Genomic DNA, 21687 nt, shown 5'->3' with positions numbered 1-21687 from the left:
CTGCCACGGGCCGCTCATACAGGAGGCGGTCGCCATGTTCACCCTGATTCCCTTCGCCAACGACAAGGTGCTGGGCTTTCGCATCGAAGGCAAGATCACCGGCGAGATGCTGGAGCAGATGCTTGCGGTAGTTGAAGCCAAACTGCAGGAACACCCCAGAGCGCGGATCTATGTCGAAATGCCGGCCTTTGAGGGTATGTCGGTTGAAGCCCTGTACAAGGATCTGAAATACGGCATCAGCCACTGGAACCGTTTCGAGCGCGAGGCTGTTGTAACGGATCAGCGCTGGCTCGAAGTGATGGTTGGTCTGGCTGACCGTCTGATTCCGGGCGTTGAGGTAAAGGTCTTTCCGACCAGTGAGGCAGCTACCGCCCGCGACTGGATTCAGGCCCTCTGATTCAGTCCTGCTGTGCTGTTAGTCCTGTTGTACTTCGGGTAGCGTGGTTGCCAGCAGCGCCCCAAGCAGGCCGATGGCCGAGAGCAGCAACAGCATGCCTGCCGCGCCGATCAGGCCGCTGAGCAGGCCGAACAACCCGGTGGCGAGCAGGATCAGGCCAATGACGCTGTTGCCGACCGAAACATAGTCCGTACGTTTGTTGCCGCCGGCCATGTCCAGCACATAGGTCTTGCGGCCGACCCGCACGCCGGCATGGGCAATACCGAGCACGAAGAACGCCAGCGGAAACAGCCAGGCATGCAGCGCGTCGGGCAGGTTGGCCCAGCGATCAACCGCAATCACCAGCGGCCCCAGCAGGCTCGCCAGCAGTGCGGCGCGAATCAGCACCTGACGACTCGACGCATCCGACATCCGCCCCCAAACGCCCGCGCTCAGGCTGCTGGCCAGGCCGTTGGCAACCAGAAAGGCACCCAGCATGCCAAAGCCGCTCTCCACGTCTCGGGCAAGTACCACGTAGTAGGGCGCCGACAGCGCCGAACACAGCAGCAGCGCCCGGGTGACGACAAAACGCCGGAAGGGCGCGTCGTCGCGCAGCAGGCTGATGTTGCCGAGCGCGTGGCTGAAGGCGTTGCCGCCGCCCTCGGTCGCACCGGGGGCCTCGTCGATGCGCCGGTAAACCAGCGCTGCGAGCATCCATAGCAGTGCCGCGCCAATCAGCAATGCGGCGTAGAACAGCATATCGTCGTCATTTGGCGGATAGATCAGGCAGTAGACCCCGAAGGCCAGAGCCAGCCAGCCGGACAGGCTGGTCGCCAGGCCGTTAAGCCGGCCTCGGCGGGTCTTGGGGACGGTCTTGCCGATCACATCCTTGCTGGCCACCGAGCACAGCCCACGGGCCAGACTGAAGACGATCAGGCAGGCAATGATCAGCCCGCCCGCCAGCGCCCCCTCAAAGAACCACGCCACCGCGCCCATGGCCAGCAACGCCGCTGCCTGCAGCAGGCTGCCGCATACCCAGACGCCGCGCCGATAGGGCAGGCGACGAATCCAGGCGGCGATCAGCAGTTGCGGCAGCATCGAGCCGGACTCGCGAATCGGTACCAGCCAGGCGATCAGCGCAACCGGCGCACCGACCACGCCGAGCAGCCAGGCGAGGGTGGTTTTCGGGTTGGTCAGGGTATCGCCCAGGCTGGTCAGGGTGTTGGCCAGCACCTGCAGGAAGAAGTTCTGCGGCACGTCTGAACAGGCCGAATCGGGGATGTCCTTGCAGACTCTGGCGTCTTCTTCGTTCATCAGCTTGCTGTAGAGGCTGTCGAGTCGCGGTTCTGCGGCCATGATCGTTCCGGTATCCCTGTATGGTGCGGCGCTGAAAGTGTGCCGCAAGCGGCTGCATCAGGCCAGCGAATTGCCCCAAGGGGCTTCTCATGGGCGCGCAGACCGGGTAAAAATGCGGGTTTGCTGGTCGGTTCGACCTGCGACACGGCAGTGCAAGGATATGCCCCTCAATGCGACTCAAGTGCATCAAGCTGGCCGGCTTCAAATCCTTCGTTGATCCAACGACGGTCTACTTCCCGACCAACATGGGCGCGGTGGTCGGGCCGAACGGCTGTGGCAAGTCCAATATCATCGACGCGGTGCGCTGGGTCATGGGCGAAAGTTCGGCCAAGAACCTGCGTGGCGAGTCGATGACCGACGTCATCTTCAACGGTTCCAACTCGCGCAAACCGGTCGGCCAGGCGTCTATCGAGCTGGTGTTCGACAACAGTGACGGCACTCTGCAGGGCGAATACGCCGGTTACAACGAGATATCCATTCGCCGCAAGGTCACCCGCGAAGCGCAGAACCAGTATTTCCTCAACGGCACCAAGTGCCGCCGCCGCGACATTACCGATATCTTCATGGGCACCGGCCTCGGGCCGCGCAGCTACTCGATCATCGAGCAGGGCATGATTTCCCGCCTGATCGAAGCCAAACCGGAAGACCTGCGGCTGTTTATCGAAGAAGCCGCCGGTATCTCCCGCTACAAGGATCGCCGCCGCGAGACCGAAAACCGCATTCGCCGCACCCACGAGAACCTGTCGCGCCTGACCGATCTGCGCGAGGAGCTGGAACGCCAGCTCGCGCATTTGCATCGGCAGGCGCAGGCGGCCGAGAAGTACAAGGAATACAAGGCTGAAGAGCGGCAGCTCAAGGCACAGCTGCAGGCGCTGCGCTGGCAGACGCTGAACGAGCAGGTGGGCCAGCGTGAGCACCGGGTACGCGACCTTGAGGTGGCGCTGGAGGCGCTGATTGCCGAACAGCGCAACGCCGACAGTGAGATCGAAAAACAACGTGATCAGCACAGCGACCTGACCGAGACCTTCAACCGGGTACAGGCCCAGTATTACAGCGTCGGTGCCGATATCAGCCGCATCGAGCAGATTCTGCAGTTCAACCGTGATCGTCAGCGTCAGCTGCACAGCGACATTGAAGAAACCGAGCAGGCCTGGCAGGAAGCGCAGAGCCATCTGACCCAGGACGAAGCCCTGCTGGCAGACCTGCAGGCGGAACTCGATGGCATTGAACCCGAGCTGGAGATGGCCGGCGCCGCCGAAGAAGACATCGCCATCACGCTGCAAAGCGCCGAAGACGCCATGCAGAACTGGCAGAGCGCTTGGGACCAGTTCAACCAGCGCGCGGCTGAACCGCGTCAGCAGGCCGAGGTGGAGCAGTCGCGCATTCGCCACATGGAGCAGTCGGTCGAGCGGCTCGGCGAGCGCATCCAGCGTCTGGAGGACGAGCGCAGCGGGCTGAACGCCGGCTCGCTGGATGACGAACTGGCCGAATTGGCCGAACAGCTGGCCGAGCTGGAGCTGCGCAGCGAAACGGATCAAATGAAGCTCTCCGACGTCAGTGAACGCCTGCAGCAGGATCGCGAGACACTGAACGCCCTGCAGCAGGAACAGGATATTCACCGCGGTGAACTGCAGCGTGGCAGTGGCCGTCTGGCTTCGCTTGAAGCGTTGCAGCAGGCAGCCCTGGCCAAGGGCAGCGACGTCGGTGACTGGTTGGCAGGCCAGGGCGTACAGGGCCATGGCCTGCTGGCCGAGCAGCTGCAGGTCGAGAGTGGCTGGGAGCGTGCGGTCGAGGCGGTATTGGCGGATGATCTGCAGGCCATCGCGCTGGATGATCTTGATCAGCTGGATACCGCGCTGGCCAGTTTCGAACAGGGCAGCTTGCGCCTGCTGCAACGCGGCGGCGAGTCGGTCAGCGCACCTGGCAGCCTGCTGGACAAGGTCAGCAGCGGTCTGGACTTGAGCCCCTGGCTGGCCAGCATTCGCCCGGCAGAAAGTCTGGCGCAGGCGCTGAGCGCGCGCGCGATCTTGGCCGCGCACGAATCCTTTATTACCCGCGAAGGCCATTGGGTGGGTCCCAACTGGTTGCGGTTCCGCCGTGGTGAGGCCAGTGAAACCGGCGTGTTGGCCCGTCAGCAGGAGATGGAGCAGCTGCAGGCCAGCCTGGATGAGCAGCAGGCCGCGCTGGAGTCGGGGCAGGAGAAGATCGATCAGTTGCGTGAAGCGCTGCGTCGCCTGGAGCTTGAACGTGATGCGTTGCAGCAGACGCTGGCTGGCACCGGTCGTCAGCAGGGCGAACTCAAGGCGCAGTGGTCGGCGCGTCAGGTGCGCCTGGAGCAGATCAACACCCGCCGTCAGCGCATCGGCGAAGATCTGGAAGAACTCAAACGCCAGCGCAGCGACGAACTGGAGCAGATCGGTGAAGCCCGGCTGACTCTGCAGGCGGCGCTGGACAGCATGGCCGAAGACACCGGCCGGCGTGAAGAATTGCTGCAGCAGCGTGATCTTGCGCGTGAAACCCTGGACCTCGCCCGCCAGCAGTCCCGTAAGCAAAAAGACCGTGCCCATCAACTGGCGTTGCGCGCGCAGTCACTCAATGCGCAGTTGAAAAGCACCCGGCAGGGGCTGGAACGGCAGCAGGTGCAGGCTGAGCGGCTGTCCGAGCGCCGTGAGCAGCTGCGCATGACGCTGGAAGAAAGTCAGGCGCCGGAAGATGACCAGCGCATCGAGCTGGAAACCCTGCTGGAGCAGCGCATTGCGGTCGAGCAGGAGCTCAGCGCGGCCCGTCAGGCGCTGGAAGGGGTCGACCAGCAAATGCGCGCGCAGGAAACCCGCCGCGTGCAGGCTGAACAACAGGCGCAGGTGCTGCGCACCCAACTGGATGAAAAGCGGCTCAACGCCCGCGACCTGCAAACCCGCCGTCAGGGCCTGCAGGAGCAGTTGACCGAGGCCGGTTACGATCTGCACGGCGTGCTGGCAACACTGCCGCAGGGCGCTAACGAAGGCGATTGGGAGCAGCAACTGGCGCAGTTGGATGCGCGTATCCAGCGTCTGGGCGCGATCAACCTGGCGGCCATCGAAGAATACGACCAGCAGTCAGAGCGCAAGCGCTATCTGGATGCGCAAAATGCCGATCTGGAAGAGGCGCTCAGTACGCTTGAGCAGGTTATTCGCAAGATCGACCGGGAGACCCGCGCACGCTTCAAGGAGACCTTCGACAAGGTCAATCAGGGGCTGCAGACGCTGTTTCCCAAGGTGTTTGGCGGCGGTCACGCCTATCTGGAGCTGACTGGCGACGATCTGCTCGATACCGGCGTCGCCATCATGGCGCGCCCGCCGGGCAAGAAGAATAGCACCATTCACCTGCTGTCCGGCGGGGAAAAGGCGCTGACGGCGATTGCCCTGGTGTTCTCTATCTTCCAGCTCAACCCGGCACCGTTCTGCATGCTCGACGAGGTGGATGCGCCGCTGGATGACGCCAACGTCGGCCGTTATGCGCGTATGGTGAAGGAGATGTCGGCGCGGGTGCAGTTCATCTACATCACCCACAACAAGATCGCCATGGAAATGGCCGATCAGTTGATGGGGGTCACCATGCATGAACCCGGCTGCTCCAGGCTGGTCACAGTGGATGTGGAAGAGGCGGCTGCATTGGCGGCAGTGTAGTTTTGATGGCGGCCGTGCTAGCATCCGGCCAGACGAGAGGCGGACAGTCAACCGCCCGATCAGCAAAGTGACGACAGGAACGGGTATTCATGGATTTCGGTTTGCGTGAGTGGCTTTTCATCATTGGCCTGCTGGTGATCGCCGGCATTCTGTTTGATGGCTGGCGGCGCATGGGTGGGCGATCAAAAATTCGCTTCAAGCTCGAACGCAACCTCGCTGACCTCCCCGAGGAGGGTAACGACGAGCTGCTCGGACCGCCGCGCGTTGTCAATCGCCAGGAACGTGCCGAACCGTCCTTTGGTGACAGCGGCCCGTCGGCTGCGCCCACAGGCGATGAAAAGTGGCATGAGCCAGAGCAGGTTGGTCTTGATCTGGACGAGCCTCCGGTGCTGGTCGACCCTATCGTTGCCGAGCCGCGCAGCAAGGCCCGTCCGGCCGCTGAAAAGCCTGCTGCCAGCGAAGCGGCTCCGCGCCCTGAGCAGCAAAGCCTGCCGGTGGAGCTGGTGCTGGTAATCAACGTGGTTGCTCGTGACGAGCAGGGCTTTCCCGGTTCTGCGCTGCATCAGAGCATTCTCGAAAGTGGTCTGCGCTACGGCGATATGAATATCTTCCATCGTCATGAAAGCATGAGCGGCAATGGTGATGTGCTGTTCTCCATGGCCAACGCGCTCAAGCCGGGCGTGTTTGATCTGGACGAGCTGGACCAGAGCCACGTCCGCGCGGTCAGTTTCTTCATGGGCCTGCCCGGCCCGCGCCATCCCAAACAGGCACTGGATCTGATGATCGCCGCAGCCCGCAAGCTCGCCCACGAACTGGGCGGTGACCTGAAAGACGAGCAACGCAGCGTACTGACCGCCCAGACCATTGAGCACTATCGGCAGCGTATCGCCGAGTTTGAGCGGCTCAACTACAGCCAACGGCGCTAGGCGCCGCTGGCTAGCCGCAAGCTACAAGCTTCAAGCTACAAGTAACCCGGCTCCGCTGCTCGGGCTCGGAGTGCTTTGGGTTTCGCTTGCAGCTTGCGGCTTAAAGCTTTGGTTCGGTTAGAATAGCCACCGAACTCCCAGCCCAGCGACCGCACATGCCCCAGCACGCCACTCCCGCCGAACGCGCCCTTGCCCTGCGTGAGGAAATCGCGCAGCACAATTACCGCTACTACGTCCTCGACGAGCCTGCAGTGCCGGACGCCGAGTATGATCGGCTGTTCAACGAACTCAAGGCCATCGAGGCGGAGCACCCTGATCTGATCACCCCCGACTCGCCGACCCAGCGGGTGGGTGGTGCGCCTGCATCGGGCTTCGGTGAGGTCAGGCATGAAGTGCCGATGCTCAGCCTGGGCAACGCCTTTGCCGAGCAGGACATGCTTGATTTTGACCGCCGGGTGCGTGAAGGGCTGGACCTGCCGGCTGGCGACCTGTTTGGTGGTGGGGCGGAGGTCGAGTACTGCTGCGAGCCTAAACTGGATGGCCTCGCGGTCAGTCTGCTTTACGAGAACGGGCTGTTGGTGCGCGGCGCTACCCGTGGCGACGGCACAACTGGCGAAGACATTTCCACCAACGTACGCACCATTCGCAATATTCCGCTCAAGCTGCGTGGCGAGGGCTGGCCTGCCGTGCTGGAAGTGCGCGGCGAAGTGTTCATGAGCAAGGCCGGCTTTGAGGCGTTGAATGAACGTGCGCGCGAGGCGGGCAGCAAAACCTTCGCCAACCCGCGTAACGCTGCAGCCGGCAGCCTGCGCCAGCTTGACCCGACCATTACCGCCAGCCGCCCGCTGGAGTTTTGCTGCTATGGCTTTGGCCGCGTCGACGGCGAGCTGCCCGACAATCAGTACGCTATTTTGCAGGCGTTCAAGGGCTGGGGGATTCCGATCAGCCGTGAATTGAAGCTGGTGAAGGGCGTGGACGGCACCCTGGATTACTACCGCGATATCGGCGAGCGCCGCGCCGGGCTGGAATACGAGATCGACGGCGTGGTGTTCAAGGTCAATCAGCTGAGTTATCAGCGCGAGCTGGGTTTTCGCGCCCGTGAGCCGCGCTGGGCGATTGCCCACAAGTTCCCGGCAATGGAAGAGCTGACCGAGCTGCTGGATGTCGAGTTTCAGGTTGGCCGCACCGGTGCGGTGACGCCGGTGGCACGGCTGAAGCCCGTTCAGGTAGCAGGTGTAACCGTGTCCAACGCGACGCTGCACAACATGGATGAAGTCGCACGGCTGGGTGTGATGATCGGCGACACCGTGATCATCCGCCGCGCCGGCGACGTGATCCCGCAGGTGATGCAGGTGGTTGCCGAGCGTCGCCCGGCCGGTGCGCGTCCGGTCGAGGTGCCAACGGCGTGCCCGGTGTGTGGCTCTGCGGTGGAGCGCACCCAGTTGGTCAAGCGCGGCAAATCGGGTTCGACCACCAGCGAAGGCTCGGTCTACCGCTGTGTTGGCCGTCTGACCTGTCAGGCGCAGCTCAAGCAGTCGATCATTCACTTCGTTTCACGCCGCGCCATGGATATCGACGGGCTGGGCGAGAAGAGCGTCGAGCAACTGGTAGATACCGGGCTGGTGGCGTCCCCGGCAGACCTTTACCGGCTGACCTTTGAACAGGTGCTGGCACTGGAGGGGTTTGCCGAGCTGTCGACCAAGAATCTGCTGACCGCTATTCAGGCCAGCAAGAAGCCGACACTGGCTCGTTTCATCTATGCCCTTGGCATTCCCGATGTGGGAGAAGAAACCGCCAAACTGCTGGCGCGTGCGCTGGGCAAGCTGGAGCGTATCGAGCGTGCCTTGCCCGAGGTGCTGGTCTATCTGCCGGATGTGGGGCTGGAAGTGGCGCACGAGATCCACTCCTTCTTCGCCGACGCCCATAACCGCCAGGTCATCGACCAGTTGCTTGAGCGCGGTGTCACGCCTGAGGAGCCGGGCGAGCTGGCGGCCGAGTTTGCTGCTTGCGTCTCGCTGGCCGATTTTCTGGCGCGACTGAATATCCCGGGCATCGCCAATACCGGTGCCGAGCGGCTGGCGAGCCAGTTCGGCAGTCTGGAGAAGATCATTAACGCTGACTGGCTGGACTTGAAACAGGTCGAGCGCCTGAACGACAAGGCAATCAAGGCGCTGCGCGAGTATTTCCAGAACCAGGCCCTGCGCGCCGGCGCGGAAGCTGTCGAGCAGCAGCTGCGCGACTTCGGCATGCACTGGCAAAGCCCGCGCGCGGAGACCTCCGGCGGGTTGTTGCTGGCGGGGCAGACCTGGGTGCTGACCGGCACGCTGGAAGCCATGTCGCGCGATGTTGCCAAAGGGCATCTGGAAAGCCTCGGTGCCAAGGTCGCCGGCAGCGTGTCGGCCAAGACCCATTGCGTTGTCGCAGGGCCCGGTGCCGGCAGCAAGTTGGCCAAGGCCGAGCAGCTGGGTGTGAACGTCTGGACCGAACAGCAGCTGCTCGACATGCTGGCCGAGCATGGCATCAGCGCATGAGCGGCCCCGAGCGCATGAACAGCCTTGAGCGGATAAACGGCCCGGTCGTGCTGGCCCCGATGGAGGGGCTGGCCGATGCACCCATGCGCGATGTACTGACCCGCATCGGCGGGATCGACTGGTGCGTGAGCGAGTTCATTCGCGTGACCGAAGGGCTGCTCAACGTCGCCACCATTCGCCGCAGCGTGCCGGAAAGCGAGCACGGCTGGTGCACCCGCGCCGGTGTGCCGGTGCGCCCGCAATTGCTCGGCTCGGATGTGCGCTGGATGGGCGAGAACGCCGCGCTGCTGGCGTCGATGGATGCGCCGGCAATTGACCTCAACTTCGGCTGCCCGGCCAAGACGGTCAACCGTCATCGTGGCGGCGCCGCGCTTTTGACCGAACCCGAGTTGCTGCGCGAGATTGTTGCCAGCGTGCGCGCGGCAACACCGGCGCATATTCCCGTGACCGCCAAGATGCGCTTGGGCCTGACCGATACCAGTCAGACGCTGGAATGCGCGCAGGCGCTGGCTGACGGCGGCGCCAGCGAGATTACCGTGCATGCGCGCACCAAGGTGGAAGGCTACAAGCCGCCCGCGCATTGGGAGTGGCTGGCGCGCATTCGCGACGCGGTAGACGTACCGGTGATTGCCAATGGTGAGGTGTGGAGCACCGAGGACTACCGCCGCATTCGTGAAGTCAGCGGCTGTGATGCCGTGATGATCGGGCGTGGACTGGTGCGCTGCCCGGACCTGGGGCTGCGCATTCTGCAGGATGCCGATGCGGCCGTGCTTGGCTGGGATGAACTGTGGCCCTGGCTCGGTGACTTCTTCCGTCAGACTCGGCTGCGGGTGGTAGATCGTCACGCGCCGGGCCGGCTGAAACAATGGTTGGCCATGCTCGGCCAGCATTACCCTGAAGCGCGCGCGTTGTTTGACAGTCTGCGCCGCGAGACCTGCGCTGATGCCGTTACCCGACGGCTGGAAGGCCCGCTGCAATCGGCGGCCTGATTAACCATACCCGGTGTCTCGCCACCATCCTGCCAGGGACGCTTATGGTGGATACGCTGCGCTTAATCCACCCTACGGTCGGGTGCGAAGCCGGGTAGGGTGGTGAACGCCGAAGGCCTCGCCACCATCGCCCTGTCAGCGACCGCCGGTACGGCGGCGCCGGCCTAGAGGCTGCGATTGGTGCTAGGCGGATTTTGCCCGCTCACGGCCGAGCAGCAGAACCTTGGTGTTACCTGAGGCCTGTCCACTTGCCCAAAGCAAATAGGCGGCAAGAAACAGCATTCCACCAAAAAATGCCAGAATGCCCAGCACAATACCGGAGCCCGAGAACTGGTGGCGCCAGGCTACCCAGATAGCAGACAAACTGAGGAATGACATGAAGTCGAGGTAGAACTGCCCTTGCCAGCTCATTTCGACGATATTGCCAAAGAAAATCGGCAGCAGGTTCCAGCCATGCTCCATTCCGACCAGCATGGTGTATGTCACCAGCCCCAGTGTTATTGCCAATAGATAGGCACGAAACAGCGCCATAGCCTTTTCCCCGTGTTTTACCCGACAAAGCATCCGGTCAGTCGTTACTGTTCCGGCTTGTACCCCAGCCGCAGCCCGCCCCAATGCTCACCATTCACCATGATAGGCACTGACAGATCGTGCATCACCTCGCCGGTATCCCGTTTGTAGGTCTGCAGCAGCAGGGCTTGCTCATGGCTGCCGCAACGCCGGCCGGTCGGATCATCAAACAGTCGCTTGCTGCGGCAGTGCAGGGTGTCGTGCTGCACGTCGCCGGTGGGTTGCTTGCTGAAGCGCAGGTTGTGGGTCGGCACATAGCCCGAGGGAATGGCCGCGATGGCATAGACCAGTTCCGGGTGCTGTTGCAGGAGCGGCTCCTGAATGGCCGGCAGCACCTGATCGGTGTAGCTGTCGAAAGCGCTGCTGTAGCGGGCCGGGTTGCTGCCGGGGATGAGTTTCAGGTTACGGTCAAATAGCGCGCTGCGCTGGATCTTGCCGCTGGCCAGATCCGCCTCAAATCTCGCGGCAATGGCGCTGGCGGTTTGCTGTGCGGCATCGAAGAAGCGTTGGTGGTATTCGTCCAGGGCGACATCAGCCAGCATCTCACTGACCTGCTCGGCCAGCGACACCAGGTTGATCGCTTCGCCGCCGAGGCGTCGGGTTTGCTCATCACTCTGTTCGATATCGCTGCGTACCTGCTCCAGCGCGCTGCTCAGGTTGGCCAGCTGGTCACGATTGGTCAGGCTACTGTCGGCGATCTGCCCGGTAACGGCCTTAACCTCGTCACCCTGGGTGCTGATTTCTTCCAGCTGGCCGGCGGCACTTTCAATCAGGCTGACGCCGCCCTGGACCTGCTCTACCAGCGCGGCAAAGTCGGCATTTACCCGCTGACTCTGCTGATGCATGCGTTCAATGATATCGGCGACTTCAGAGGTGGAGGAGGCGGTGCGGGCGGCCAGTGCCCTGACTTCATCGGCGACGACGGCGAAACCACGGCCCATGTCTCCTGCACGGGCGGCTTCGATGGCGGCATTGAGAGCGAGCAGATTGGTCTGGCTGGCAATGGAGTCGATTACCTCGGTGACCTGTACGATCCGGGTGGTCTGGGCATTGAGTTCGTTGAGTACCGTGTTGGCTGCGTCAGTCTGGCTGGCCAACTGGTGCATCACCTGGGTGGCCTGATCCAGTGCGTCTCGGCCCTGCTGACTGCGGCTGCGCGCCTGTTCGGCGGCGCCGTCGGCGCGCTCGGCATAACGGCTGGTAGCGTCGACCTCGGCGGCTATCTGCTGGGCGCTGTCGGTCACCTGACGAATCGCCAGCAGCTGTGACTGCTGGCGCTGGCGCAATTGCTCGACCGAGTGCGCGACCTCGGCCGCGGCAATGGCGTTCTGGCTGGTAGCGCGGGACAGGCGCGCGCTGAGATCGGCGCTGCCCGTTGTGCTGCCTGATGGTTCGATCACCGATGACGGGTCGGAGGGCGGATAAAACCAGGGCAGCCCGATCCAGGGCAGCACGGCGAGGATCAGCGCGGGCGCAAGCACGTCAACGCCGGCGCTGTAGTAAAGCCAGCCAAGGGTGCCCAGTTGCAGCAGGGCGAGAATCGCTTTGCCGATAAATCCGGTGTGCATAAGCAGAGGTCCATTCAGGGGCGCAATGCCCAGTATTGTTCTTGTTATGGTCGATTCAGCCTCATTTAGCCATTTGTCTCGGGTACCGACAATTGATCTTTGGTCTTGGCCCGCCGTCAGGCTGGGGGGCAGTCAAGCTGCAGGCTGCGCATGAAGTCGGTGTCGAGCCTGTTCTTCAGCCACAGCGCCGCGCGACTGCGCAGCGCCAGGGGGCCATAACAGGCCAGGGCCTGCCGGTCTGCGGTGGCCAGCAGGGCAAGTGCTCTGGGCTGGGGCTCAAAGCGCAGCTGTGGCGGGCCACCCTGCAATTGGGCGCGCAGATTCGCGCCCAGTATCGGCCCCTGGCGTACGGCGTAAACGCCGGAGTGAGGGCAGCCGGCCAGCGCCGCACAGTCGCCGCTGGCAAAGATCTGCGGATGCGAGGTGCTCTGTAATGTGGCATCGATGCTGATGAATCCGGCTTTGTCGGTCGCCAGCCCGCTTTGCGGTTGCCAGGCAGCCGGTGCGGTACCGGTAGCCAGGATGACTGCGTCAGCGGCAACCGGCGGGGCATCTGCCGATCTCAGGGTGCCGCGCTCGATTGCCGTGACAGCAGTATTCTCGTGCAGCGTGATACCGCGCTGGGCAAACAGGGATCGGGTCGTGCGCGCAGCTCCGGCTGGGTGCCCGGCGAGCAGCCGGGATGCGCACAGCAGCGTCAGCTGACTGCGGGGCAGAGCCCTTTGCAGCGCCAGAGCCAGCTCTACCGCGGCTGCGCCGCCGCCCAGAATCACCAGCTTCTCCGGGCTGTCGCCGGCCTGCCATGTCTGCCAGTAACGGAACAGATCGGCAAAGGGTTTGGCGCCGATGACGGCAAGGCTCTGGTCATTGTCGGGCGGCGCTGGATTCATTGCACCGCTGTTGATGGATAGTACGGTGCTGCGCAATTGCTCCCCGCTGTCCAGCTCCAGCAGCCGGTTGTCGGCGTCAAGATGTGCCAGCCGCCCGATGTGCAGGGTCAGACCCGTGGCGTCACAGAGCGGGGCCAGTGCAATGCGGCATTGCTCTGGCTGCCAGCGGCCGGCCAGCATGCCGGGCATCATGCCGGAGTACCAGGCATGGGGTTCCGGCGAGATCAGTGTGCTGCCGGGCGGAACCTGATAACCCTGTTCAATCCAGCCGCGCAGGGCGATCAGGTGGGCATGGCCGGCACCGACCATGATTAGGGGTGAGCTCATGGTGCGAGGGCCTTTTCAGAGAGCTGCGGAAACTGTTTGAACAATACATAGCCTCCGGTGATAGACACGCATTGAGGTTGCTGATCGCTGTATTTCGAAATCGACTTTCGCTGTGCGAACCTGATAGTCTCGTCCTGCTGATAATTCCAACTACAAAAAATGGAGCATAGCGTGGACGAGAATAATAGTTATCCGTCGCCCAAACGAGCCTGGCTGACGGTCAGTATTTTGCTGGTTGCCTATGTCCTGTCCTTTGTAGATCGCCAGATTCTGAACCTGCTGGTTGGGCCTATTCGCCAGGACCTGCAGATTTCCGATACTGAAATGAGCCTGCTGATGGGTCTGTCATTTGCCGTTTTCTACACTGTAGCCGGTATTCCGCTGGGGCGGATTGCCGACTCCAAGAGCCGCCGCGGCCTGATCGCTGCGGGCGTGGCCGTGTGGAGTCTGATGACCGCGTTCTGCGGTCTGGCGCAGCAGTACTGGCATTTCATCGTTGGTCGCATTGGCGTGGGCGCAGGAGAAGCTGCGCTGTCTCCAGCTGCCTATTCGCTGATCGCCGACAGCTTCCCGGCCAATCGTCGCGCAACGGCCATCAGTGTCTATGCCATGGGTATTTATCTTGGGGCTGGCGCTGCATTTTTGCTCGGTGGCCTGGTGGTGACGTGGGCTAACGCGCAAGGCCCGATGGTGCTGCCGCTGCTGGGTGAAGTCCGCCCCTGGCAACTGATTTTCCTGGTGCTGGGTGCCGCAGGCCTGCTGTTCTGCCTGGTGCTGCTGGCGATCAAGGAGCCGTCCCGCAAGGGTATTGGTGCCGGCGTCGCCGTGCCGCTGAAGGACGTGGGCCGTTACCTGATGGGTATTCGCAAGGCGGTGCTGTGCCATAACTTCGGTTTTGCCTGTCTGTCGTTTGCTTCCTACGGCGCCTCGGCCTGGATTCCGACCTTCTTTATTCGCAACCACGGGCTGACTCCGGGCGAAGTCGGTGTCTACTACGGCTCGCTGGTGATGGTTGCCGGGTCTCTGGGGATTGTATTCGGCGGGCGTCTCGCCGACTTTCTTGCCCACCGCGGCTGTCGCGATGCCAACATGCGGGTTGGTCTGCTCTCGGCTATCCTGACCCTGCTGTGCAACGTGGTGTATCTGGTCGACAACATGCCGCTGCTGTGGACCATCATGTTCTTTAACGTATTCACGGTCGCCATGCCGTTTGGTGTCGCACCGGCGGCGATTCAGGAGGTCATGCCCAACGCCATGCGTGGTCAGGCCTCGGCCATCTATCTTTTCACCATTACCCTGATCGGTCTGGGTATTGGTCCGACCGCCGTCGCGCTGTTCACCGACTACGTGTTCCAGGACGACATGGCGATCCGTTATTCCATATTCATCGTTGCCAGCGTGATTACCGTGGGCGCCATCATCCTTCTGGCCATGGGGCTCAAACCCTACCGGGAGGCACGGGACACGCTGACACGCTGGGGTGAACAGCAGGGCCAGCCGGGCTGAGGGATAACCCCGGCTGCAGGCTGATGTACTTGAATTTCAACAGGAGCAACAACATGACAGACGCAGTTATCGTATCTACGGCCCGTACCGGCCTGGGCAAATCCTATCGCGGCGCACTGAACAACACCCACAGTGTTGACATGGCCGGCTTCGTCATTGAAGAAGCGGTCAAGCGCGCAGGTATCGACCCGGCGCTGGTTGAAGACGTGATCCTCGGCGCAACCTTCCACGAAGGTGCCCAGGGCAAGAACATGGCGCGTCTGGCTGCCATCCGCGGCGGTCTGCCGGTTACCACTGCCGGTATGTCGCTGAACCGTTTCTGCAGCTCCGGCCTGCAGTCCATCGCCATCGCTGCCCAGCGTGTTGTCAGCGAAAAGATCCCGGCCATCGTTGCCGGTGGCGTTGAGTCCATCAGCCTGTGCCAGAACGACAAGATCAACATGTTCCACGGCACCAACGAGTGGATCATGAAGAACAAGCCCGAGCTGTACCTGTCCATGATCGAGACTGCCGACATCGTAGCCCAGCGCTACAACGTCAGCCGCGAGTCCCAGGACGAGTACTCCCTGCTGAGCCAGCAGCGCGTGGCTGCCGGTCAGCAGAGCGGCAAGTTCGCCGACGAAATCGTACCGTTCAAGGCCATCATGAAGGTCCAGAACAAGGAAACCGGCGAAATCACCGACCAGGAAGTGGTTCTGGATCGTGACGAGTGCAACCGTCCGAGCACCACTCTGGAAGGCCTGTCCTCCCTGCAGCCGGTCCGTGGCCCGGGCAACTTCATCACCGCCGGTAACGCCAGCCAGCTGTCTGACGGCGCGTCTGTCTGCACCGTGATGAACAGCAAGGTTGCCGAACAGCTGAACGTTGAGCCGATGGGTATTTTCCGCGGTTTCGCCGTTGCCGGTTGCGAGCCTGACGAAATGGGCATCGGCCCGGTCTTCGCCATCCCGCGCCTGCTGCAGCGCAATGGCCTGACCATGGACGATATCGGTCTGTGGGAACTGAACGAAGCCTTCGCTTCCCAGGTTGTCTACTGCCGTGACCGTCTGGGCATCCCGGCCGAGAACCTGAACGTCAACGGTGGCTCCATCGCCATCGGTCACCCCTACGGTGTAACCGGCTCCCGCCTGACCGGCCACGCGCTGATCGAAGGCAAGCGCCGCGGCGTCAAGTACGTGGTTGTCACCATGTGCATCGGCGGTGGCCAGGGCGCAGCCGGTCTGTTCGAGATCGTCTGATCCCAGCCGCAGGCTGCAAGCCGTAAGCTGCAAGCAAACCCGGGCCATGCTCGGGTTTCGCTTTTCGGGCTTGGCTTGCCGCTTGAGGCTTGGCGCTTGTAGCTAAAAATTCCAGAGGAATTTTCCGTGTCCCAGAAAATCATCAATACCGACGATCTGGCGTTTCTGCTCTATGAAATGCTGGATATCGAGCGCTTTACCCAATTCCCGCGTTACGAAGACCACAGCCGCGATACCTTTGATGCCGCCATCGAGCTGGCGCTGAAGGTCGCGAGCGAGACCTTTGCACCGCACAACCGCCTGTGCGATGAAGACGAGCCGCGCTTCGAGAATGGCAAGGTTGTGATTCGCCCGGAAGTCTCCGAGGCGCTGGCCGTGCTGCGTGATACCGGCCTGATGGCTGCCTCGCAGGATTACGAGCGTGGCGGCATGCAGCTGCCGGCGGCTGTTGCCCAGACCTGTATCGGACTGATCAAGGGCGCCAACGTCAGCACCCAGGCCTACGCCGGTCTGACCATCGCTGCTTGCAACCTGATCATGGCCCACGGCACCGACGAGCAGAAGCAGCGTTACGCCGAGCCGATGATGGCCGGCCGCTTCTTCGGCACCATGTGCCTGACCGAGCCGCACGCCGGCTCCTCGCTGGGTGACATCAAGTCCCGCGCGATCCCGCAGGACGACGGCACCTACCGCATCAGTGGCAACAAGATCTTTATCTCCGCCGGTGACCACGAGCTGAGCGAGAACATCGTGCACCTGGTGCTGGCCAAGCTGCCCGACGCACCGCCCGGTGCCAAGGGCATCTCGCTGTTTATCGTGCCCAAGTTCCTGGTCAACGACGACGGCAGCCTCGGCGAGCGCAACGACGTTCAACTGGCCGGTCTGATCCACAAGATGGGTTACCGCGGCACTACCTCCACCATGCTCAATTTCGGCGAGAAGGGCGGGGCGGTCGGTTACCTGGTCGGCGAGCCGCATAACGGCCTGGCCGGCATGTTCCACATGATGAACGAGGCCCGCATCGGCGTGGGTCTGGGTTCGGTCATGTTGGGTTACACCGGTTACCTGCACGCACTGGAATACGCCCGCGAGCGTACCCAGGGGCGTGGTCTGGCCGAGCGTGATCCGGCAACCCCAATGATCCCGCTGGTGCAGCACGCCGACATTCGTCGTCTGCTGCTGGCGCAGAAAGCCTTCGTTGAGGGTGGTCTGTCGCTGTGCCTGTTCTCCTCGACCCTGGTTGACGAGAAGAAGCACGCACCGGATGCCGCAGCGCGCGAAGAAGCTGCTGGTTTGCTCGACCTGCTTACACCGATCGTCAAATCCTGGCCGTCGCAGTTCTGCCTGGAAGCCAACAGCCTGGCGATTCAGGTGCATGGTGGCTACGGCTATACCCGCGAATACCCGGTCGAGCAGTTCTACCGCGACAACCGCCTGAACCCGATCCACGAAGGCACCCACGGTATTCAGGGGCAGGATCTGCTGGGCCGCAAGGTGAGCATGGCCGGTGGCCGTTTCTACCAAAGCCTGCTGACCCGCATCCGCGCCACCCTGGCCGAGTGCGGCAGCGTCGCCGAGCTGAAAGCCAATGCCGAGCTGCTGAGCACTGCGCTGAACACCGTCGAAGGCATCACCGACGCGCTGCAGGCGATGAAGAAGAGCGACCCGGATCGAGCCCTGGCCAACGCCTACCTGTACATGGAGTGCTTCGGCCATCTGGTCGTCGGCTGGCTCTGGCTGCGCCAGGCCCAGGCTGCCCTGCGTGGCCTGCAGAACGGCGGCGAGCGCCCGGCGAGCTTCTATCAGGGCAAGCTCAACGCCTGCGACTACTTCCTGCGTTACGAACTGCCCAAGCCGATGGCACTGGCAGACGTGCTGCGCAGCGCGGATCGCACCACGCTGGATATGCCGCTGGATTGTTTCTGATCCCGCAGGTGTGACGAAAAGCCGGGCCTGGTGTCCGGCTTTTTTGTGGGCGCAGGAGCACCTTTTCAGTTTAAATCAGCATTAAAGTGCTGGTTTTAGCGATTTTACGCATTTTATAAGACTTATATTGCTGGTTTTCTGGTTATGGCATAGTCTTTCAGCATCTTAGTTCCGATTGTGGTTGCTGTAATGTACCCAGCCCTGACGATACAAACCCATGCCAACGGCCAATGGCACGATGCCTTGGAATTGAGCCCGTCTAATCCGGGTTCTGTTGCGGATGCACGCATGACCGCCTCCTACAAAACTACCTATTTGGGAGAATTTGTTGAGGCGATCGATAGCATCTTTGAATATGCCGTTAGCGTTAACTTGCCTGTCAGCTGGAATCCGGTGGACAGCAAAGGCTTCCCTGCGTTTGTTTACGACATCATTCCGGCTGGCCACGCTAGAAGGTCTTTGCTCAAGCGTTTTCATGATGAAAAGCCCGACGGCGTCGATACTGATTGGTTTCTACTTGGTCGGTGTACGCCCTCGGCTATCGGAAACCTGAGGGTAAAGGAGTCTGCTGAGGCATTGGAGGATACGGGCGCTGAGGCCTTTGCTCGTCAGCATATTGTTGAGCGTACCAACGACTTTCTCGAGTATGCCTGCGAAGCGGGCGCAGCGTTGGGCGGGGCGACCGGAGCACAGGGTGAAGCGCCCAAGTTATTGCTGGCAGAGAGCCGTGACGGCCAGTTTTACGCCGACGCGATGCTGGATGACAGACTCGTGCAGGCACATTGGCTGGTCAAGTTTGCGCGCAACAATGTGACAGAGAACGACAAGAATATTCTTCGCGCCGAATACCATTACTACAAAGCCGTAGCAGATCTGGGTTTGAACACCGTCCCTACGGCCGGTCTTAGCTTGGAAGAGGCGGACAAGCCGAGCCTCTGGATGCCGCGTTTTGACCGCGTTGTGCAGGGGGAGGGCGTAGAGCGCATCGCGGTGGAATCGGTCTACTCGTTGTTGGGCAACACCGAACCGGGTTCCAGACTAAAGCACGAGGCTGTGCTGGCGCGGCTGATTGAGCTTTGGTGCATCGGTGGGCAAGAGTCTGAGGTGCCGGATCTGATCTTTGAGTACATCCTCCGTGACTTGCTTAACCGGATATTGGGCAACAGCGACAACCACGGTCGCAATATCGCGGTATTTCGTCACAGCGAAAGATTTGAGCTGGCTCCCATCTATGACTTGGCGCCAATGATCCTGGACGCAGAGGGCGTAACCCGGGCGCCAAATTGGGAGGCCGAAAGCAAAGGCGCTCCTGACTGGCGTAAAAACTGCGCCTGCTTCCAGCAATGGTATGCCCCCGAGGACCTTTATCAGCGTGTACGTGACGCAGCTAAGGAGTTCAAAGCGCTACCTGACTTACTCGTAAACATGCCGCTGGATATCCGCCAGAACGCAGCGCTGCCAGTGAATGATCTGGACAAGCATCTGCGGCAATGGGAGCTGATATGAATACCTCGACGGGAGAGCAGCGCAAGCAACTGATTGAAGAAATCATGCAGCAGCACGCTGATGGCGTCATTACCCTTGGGGTAGCGATCCGCAGGCTGCGCCTGGAGATTACAGGTTTTGATCAGGAAACTTTCGCCAAGATGTGCGGCATGTCTACTCGAGCCTTGTACCAGTTGGAAACAGATAAGGGTAATCCGACCCTCGGCACCCTAGACTCTGTCCTGCGCAAATTTGGTCTGCGTTTGGGCCTGATGAAAGCGGCAGCGCCCGGACAGACCAGCATGGCATTGATGCGGCAACCGCATCTGGCAGAGCCACCCCCCAACTACAAAGCAAGCGACAAAGCTTCTGGGGTTGTCACCCGGGGTAGCAAACCCAATCGAGCGACGCGCGGCAAGCCAGCAACAGGCAAGGGGCGGTAGGGCGGAGAAAGCAGCAGGCCTGTCCGCGTCAGTTGCGCAGGCATGTTTGTTGCCAGGCACTGACTAGGCTGCTGCTGCCGGGTTATTCTTGCGCGATGTACAGCCTTGCCCATCCCGTCACCAGTTCGCTGGAAATCCGCAAAAGCCGCTTCCTCGCCTGTGTTGAGCCCATCGCTGACCGTGCCGCAGCGCAGGCGCGGGTAGACGCCCTGCGCGCCGAACACCCCGGCTGCGCACATGTGTGCTGGGCGCTGCTGGCGGGCGGTCATAGCGCCGCAGTCGACGACGGCGAGCCATCGGGAACAGCAGGGCGCCCCATGTTGGACGTATTGCGCCATCAGCAGCTCGACGGCGTGCTGGCAACGGTGGTGCGCTATTTCGGCGGCGTAAAGCTTGGCGCCGGCGGCCTGGTGCGCGCCTACACCGATGCGGTCGCCCAGGCGCTGCTGCAAGCCGAAAAGATCGAACACATCCCCAGCCAGACGCTGAACTGCGAACTGGCCTACGCCCACGAAGGCGTCGCCCGCAATCTGATCGCAGAGCAGGGTGGTGAGCTGCTTGAGGTCAGTCATGGCCAGGCCGTGCGGCTGCAGGTGCGCCTGCCCGCCAGCGCCACCGAGCCCCTGCGTGAGCAGCTGATGTCCATTACCCGCGGTGAGCTTGGCTGGGAGGCTGAGGGGCAGGGAGAGTGATACCTGGCCCGGGGTATGGTGAGTCCAAACCGTGCCTGATTGTCGGTCAGGAAAGGCCCGCACCTGCACAAGTCAAACGACCATGATCTGCAGAATAGGCCCGACCACTTGAGGCCTTGCTGCGCACAGGGGATAGACAGCGCTTTGCGCCCTGCAATAGTCTTGAAGCAGAAAACGGATTGCCCGGCTAAGCCAAAGGCCTACCCGAGCGGACTTTGCACACCGGCAAAGGCATTACCAAGGACATGGGTATAAATCTGCGTAGTACGCACATCAGCATGCCCCAGCAGCGGCAACCCCGTCGGTATCCGTGCAGGCGGCTTCGCCCGAGTGGCACCGCTATCGCCCACCAGCGCGTTGAACGGCTGATTCTGCGTGACAGCAACCACATGGCGAATGACCGTCAGCCAACCAGAAAGCTCGCTGACCTCCGCGTGCCCTATCTCCAGAGGGTGGCGTTTCCGGTGGTAGCGCAGGAAATAGCGTATCCACTACCAGCATGTCTTCTCGGTGCGAATGCTGTAGTGACTCACCCTGGCGACGTTACGAAACTGTGCCCACAGGCGTGGCTTGGCTTGTATGGCACTCATATCCCATAAATGCTGCATGCTTGTACAGTGTTATTGGCGGCGTAAAATGAAGAAGTCACGATATTACAGATTGTGCGCCGTGGAAGGGATATAAGTATTTGATTTAAATGTGAATAATCTGTTTTGGATAAGTGGGGCGTCGCGTTGTTATGAAGAAGTCATTGATATGCAATGACGAAGCCGTCGGTCTACTCAACTGTTAGGTGTTCGCAGTGAGCAAATTCAAGTTTCAGCCACGATGGAAAGAAGAACTTGTTGTAACAGGTGACGGAGGCCAATTTATCCTTGAGCTTCCAATGGGAATTCTTTCTGCATATTTACCAACTGAGGAAGCTTGGAAATCAAAATCTCCTGATTGGGCGCGTAATCAGTATTCAGATTTGAAGCAAGAACTCGAAGAATGGTGCAGAGAAAATAAAGCGAAATTCTATATCGATGAAACAGCAGGTGTAGGCATTGAGGGAAAATGGGTTCTTCGACGTTTCATGTGGATTTAGCCTGATCGAGCAAGCGACCCACCGGGCTGCCAATCAAGTAAATCATGGCAATGAAGTTGGCCTCATTTCTGTATCCGCGGGCACGTGATCGGGCTGCCTGGAATAAACCGTT

The 21687-nt window shown here is 61.5% G+C and carries 17 protein-coding genes; 12 read left to right on the top strand and 5 right to left on the bottom strand.

Annotation, left to right across the window (positions count from 1 at the left end; translation table 11 throughout):
* Nucleotides 1-34 precede the first annotated feature (34 nt).
* Nucleotides 35-397, top strand: coding sequence for a SpoIIAA family protein (locus tag AC13EY_RS01670; RefSeq protein WP_233048226.1), 363 nt, complete (start codon nucleotides 35-37; stop codon nucleotides 395-397).
* Between the two features lie 18 nt (nucleotides 398-415).
* On the opposite strand, the gene AC13EY_RS01665 is transcribed toward AC13EY_RS01670, so the two are convergent.
* The gene (locus tag AC13EY_RS01665) at nucleotides 416-1732 is read right to left on the bottom strand and encodes an MFS transporter (protein ID WP_233048225.1); all 1317 of its coding nucleotides are present in this window, start codon (nucleotides 1730-1732) and stop codon (nucleotides 416-418) included.
* A 170-nt stretch (nucleotides 1733-1902) separates the two neighbouring features.
* Between AC13EY_RS01665 and smc the strand changes: the two genes are divergently transcribed.
* From smc to AC13EY_RS01645, 4 genes are all read left to right on the top strand, one after another.
* Nucleotides 1903-5397: a chromosome segregation protein SMC gene (gene smc / locus AC13EY_RS01660; protein ID WP_482876082.1), complete on the top strand. Its 3495-nt coding sequence runs from the start codon at nucleotides 1903-1905 to the stop codon at nucleotides 5395-5397.
* 89 nt (nucleotides 5398-5486) lie between these two features.
* Nucleotides 5487-6323 carry a cell division protein ZipA gene (gene zipA, locus AC13EY_RS01655; protein WP_228246150.1) on the top strand — a complete coding sequence of 279 codons (837 nt, stop codon included), beginning with the start codon at nucleotides 5487-5489 and terminating at the stop codon, nucleotides 6321-6323.
* Between the two features lie 155 nt (nucleotides 6324-6478).
* Entirely contained in the window at nucleotides 6479-8854 is a 2376-nt protein-coding gene (gene ligA / locus AC13EY_RS01650) for an NAD-dependent DNA ligase LigA (RefSeq protein ID WP_233048223.1), read from the top strand.
* Nucleotides 8851-9843: a tRNA dihydrouridine synthase gene (locus AC13EY_RS01645; protein WP_233048222.1), complete on the top strand. Its 993-nt coding sequence runs from the start codon at nucleotides 8851-8853 to the stop codon at nucleotides 9841-9843. The genes ligA and AC13EY_RS01645 overlap by 4 nt, the downstream gene beginning before the upstream one ends.
* A 183-nt stretch (nucleotides 9844-10026) precedes the next feature.
* Here the strand turns inward: AC13EY_RS01645 and AC13EY_RS01640 are convergent, their stop codons facing one another.
* From AC13EY_RS01640 to AC13EY_RS01630, 3 genes are all read right to left on the bottom strand, one after another.
* Nucleotides 10027-10374, bottom strand: a complete 348-nt coding sequence (locus tag AC13EY_RS01640; RefSeq protein WP_233048221.1) for a hypothetical protein — start codon at nucleotides 10372-10374, stop codon at nucleotides 10027-10029.
* Nucleotides 10375-10418: 44 nt separating this feature from the next.
* Entirely contained in the window at nucleotides 10419-11981 is a 1563-nt protein-coding gene (locus tag AC13EY_RS01635; RefSeq protein ID WP_233048220.1) for a methyl-accepting chemotaxis protein, read from the bottom strand.
* A 116-nt stretch (nucleotides 11982-12097) separates the two neighbouring features.
* Nucleotides 12098-13198, bottom strand: a complete 1101-nt coding sequence (locus AC13EY_RS01630) for an FAD-dependent oxidoreductase (protein ID WP_233048219.1) — start codon at nucleotides 13196-13198, stop codon at nucleotides 12098-12100.
* A 171-nt stretch (nucleotides 13199-13369) separates the two neighbouring features.
* Between AC13EY_RS01630 and AC13EY_RS01625 the strand changes: the two genes are divergently transcribed.
* The 6 genes from AC13EY_RS01625 (at nucleotide 13370) to AC13EY_RS01600 (ending at nucleotide 20488) form a co-directional block, all read left to right on the top strand.
* On the top strand, nucleotides 13370-14704 hold the full coding sequence (locus AC13EY_RS01625; protein ID WP_233048218.1) for a spinster family MFS transporter: 1335 nt from the start codon (nucleotides 13370-13372) through the stop codon (nucleotides 14702-14704).
* A 53-nt stretch (nucleotides 14705-14757) separates the two neighbouring features.
* Nucleotides 14758-15942: an acetyl-CoA C-acyltransferase gene (locus AC13EY_RS01620; RefSeq protein WP_088273690.1), complete on the top strand. Its 1185-nt coding sequence runs from the start codon at nucleotides 14758-14760 to the stop codon at nucleotides 15940-15942.
* A 126-nt stretch (nucleotides 15943-16068) separates the two neighbouring features.
* Nucleotides 16069-17868, top strand: a complete 1800-nt coding sequence (locus AC13EY_RS01615) for an acyl-CoA dehydrogenase (protein ID WP_482876078.1) — start codon at nucleotides 16069-16071, stop codon at nucleotides 17866-17868.
* A 189-nt stretch (nucleotides 17869-18057) separates the two neighbouring features.
* The gene (locus AC13EY_RS01610; protein WP_088273692.1) at nucleotides 18058-19374 is read left to right on the top strand and encodes a type II toxin-antitoxin system HipA family toxin; all 1317 of its coding nucleotides are present in this window, start codon (nucleotides 18058-18060) and stop codon (nucleotides 19372-19374) included.
* On the top strand, nucleotides 19371-19796 hold the full coding sequence (locus tag AC13EY_RS01605) for a helix-turn-helix domain-containing protein (protein ID WP_235005708.1): 426 nt from the start codon (nucleotides 19371-19373) through the stop codon (nucleotides 19794-19796). The genes AC13EY_RS01610 and AC13EY_RS01605 overlap by 4 nt, the downstream gene beginning before the upstream one ends.
* Nucleotides 19797-19891: 95 nt before the next feature.
* Nucleotides 19892-20488: an IMPACT family protein gene (locus AC13EY_RS01600; RefSeq protein ID WP_088273694.1), complete on the top strand. Its 597-nt coding sequence runs from the start codon at nucleotides 19892-19894 to the stop codon at nucleotides 20486-20488.
* 200 nt (nucleotides 20489-20688) lie between these two features.
* Here AC13EY_RS01600 and AC13EY_RS01595 read toward each other — a convergent pair whose 3' ends face one another.
* Entirely contained in the window at nucleotides 20689-20976 is a 288-nt protein-coding gene (locus AC13EY_RS01595; RefSeq protein WP_412779056.1) for a hypothetical protein, read from the bottom strand.
* A 314-nt stretch (nucleotides 20977-21290) separates the two neighbouring features.
* On the opposite strand from AC13EY_RS01595, the gene AC13EY_RS01590 reads away from it, so the two are divergent.
* Nucleotides 21291-21575, top strand: a complete 285-nt coding sequence (locus AC13EY_RS01590; protein ID WP_482876075.1) for a hypothetical protein — start codon at nucleotides 21291-21293, stop codon at nucleotides 21573-21575.
* Nucleotides 21576-21687 lie beyond the last annotated feature (112 nt).

Source organism: Halopseudomonas sp. L-58, assembly GCF_056859475.1.
Note: the sequence above shows the minus strand (reverse complement) of the source record. Positions and strands in the feature narration are given on the sequence as shown.

Coding starts and splice junctions, on each gene's coding strand:
- AC13EY_RS01640 (WP_233048221.1), bottom strand. CDS start 10,374: ATGGCGCTGTTTCGTGCCTATCTATTGGCAATAACACTGGGGCTGGTG.
- AC13EY_RS01600 (WP_088273694.1), top strand. CDS start 19,892: ATGTACAGCCTTGCCCATCCCGTCACCAGTTCGCTGGAAATCCGCAAA.
- AC13EY_RS01610 (WP_088273692.1), top strand. CDS start 18,058: ATGTACCCAGCCCTGACGATACAAACCCATGCCAACGGCCAATGGCAC.
- smc (WP_482876082.1), top strand. CDS start 1,903: ATGCGACTCAAGTGCATCAAGCTGGCCGGCTTCAAATCCTTCGTTGAT.
- AC13EY_RS01630 (WP_233048219.1), bottom strand. CDS start 13,198: ATGAGCTCACCCCTAATCATGGTCGGTGCCGGCCATGCCCACCTGATC.
- AC13EY_RS01620 (WP_088273690.1), top strand. CDS start 14,758: ATGACAGACGCAGTTATCGTATCTACGGCCCGTACCGGCCTGGGCAAA.
- AC13EY_RS01665 (WP_233048225.1), bottom strand. CDS start 1,732: ATGGCCGCAGAACCGCGACTCGACAGCCTCTACAGCAAGCTGATGAAC.
- AC13EY_RS01645 (WP_233048222.1), top strand. CDS start 8,851: ATGAGCGGCCCCGAGCGCATGAACAGCCTTGAGCGGATAAACGGCCCG.
- AC13EY_RS01670 (WP_233048226.1), top strand. CDS start 35: ATGTTCACCCTGATTCCCTTCGCCAACGACAAGGTGCTGGGCTTTCGC.
- AC13EY_RS01605 (WP_235005708.1), top strand. CDS start 19,371: ATGAATACCTCGACGGGAGAGCAGCGCAAGCAACTGATTGAAGAAATC.
- zipA (WP_228246150.1), top strand. CDS start 5,487: ATGGATTTCGGTTTGCGTGAGTGGCTTTTCATCATTGGCCTGCTGGTG.
- ligA (WP_233048223.1), top strand. CDS start 6,479: ATGCCCCAGCACGCCACTCCCGCCGAACGCGCCCTTGCCCTGCGTGAG.
- AC13EY_RS01635 (WP_233048220.1), bottom strand. CDS start 11,981: ATGCACACCGGATTTATCGGCAAAGCGATTCTCGCCCTGCTGCAACTG.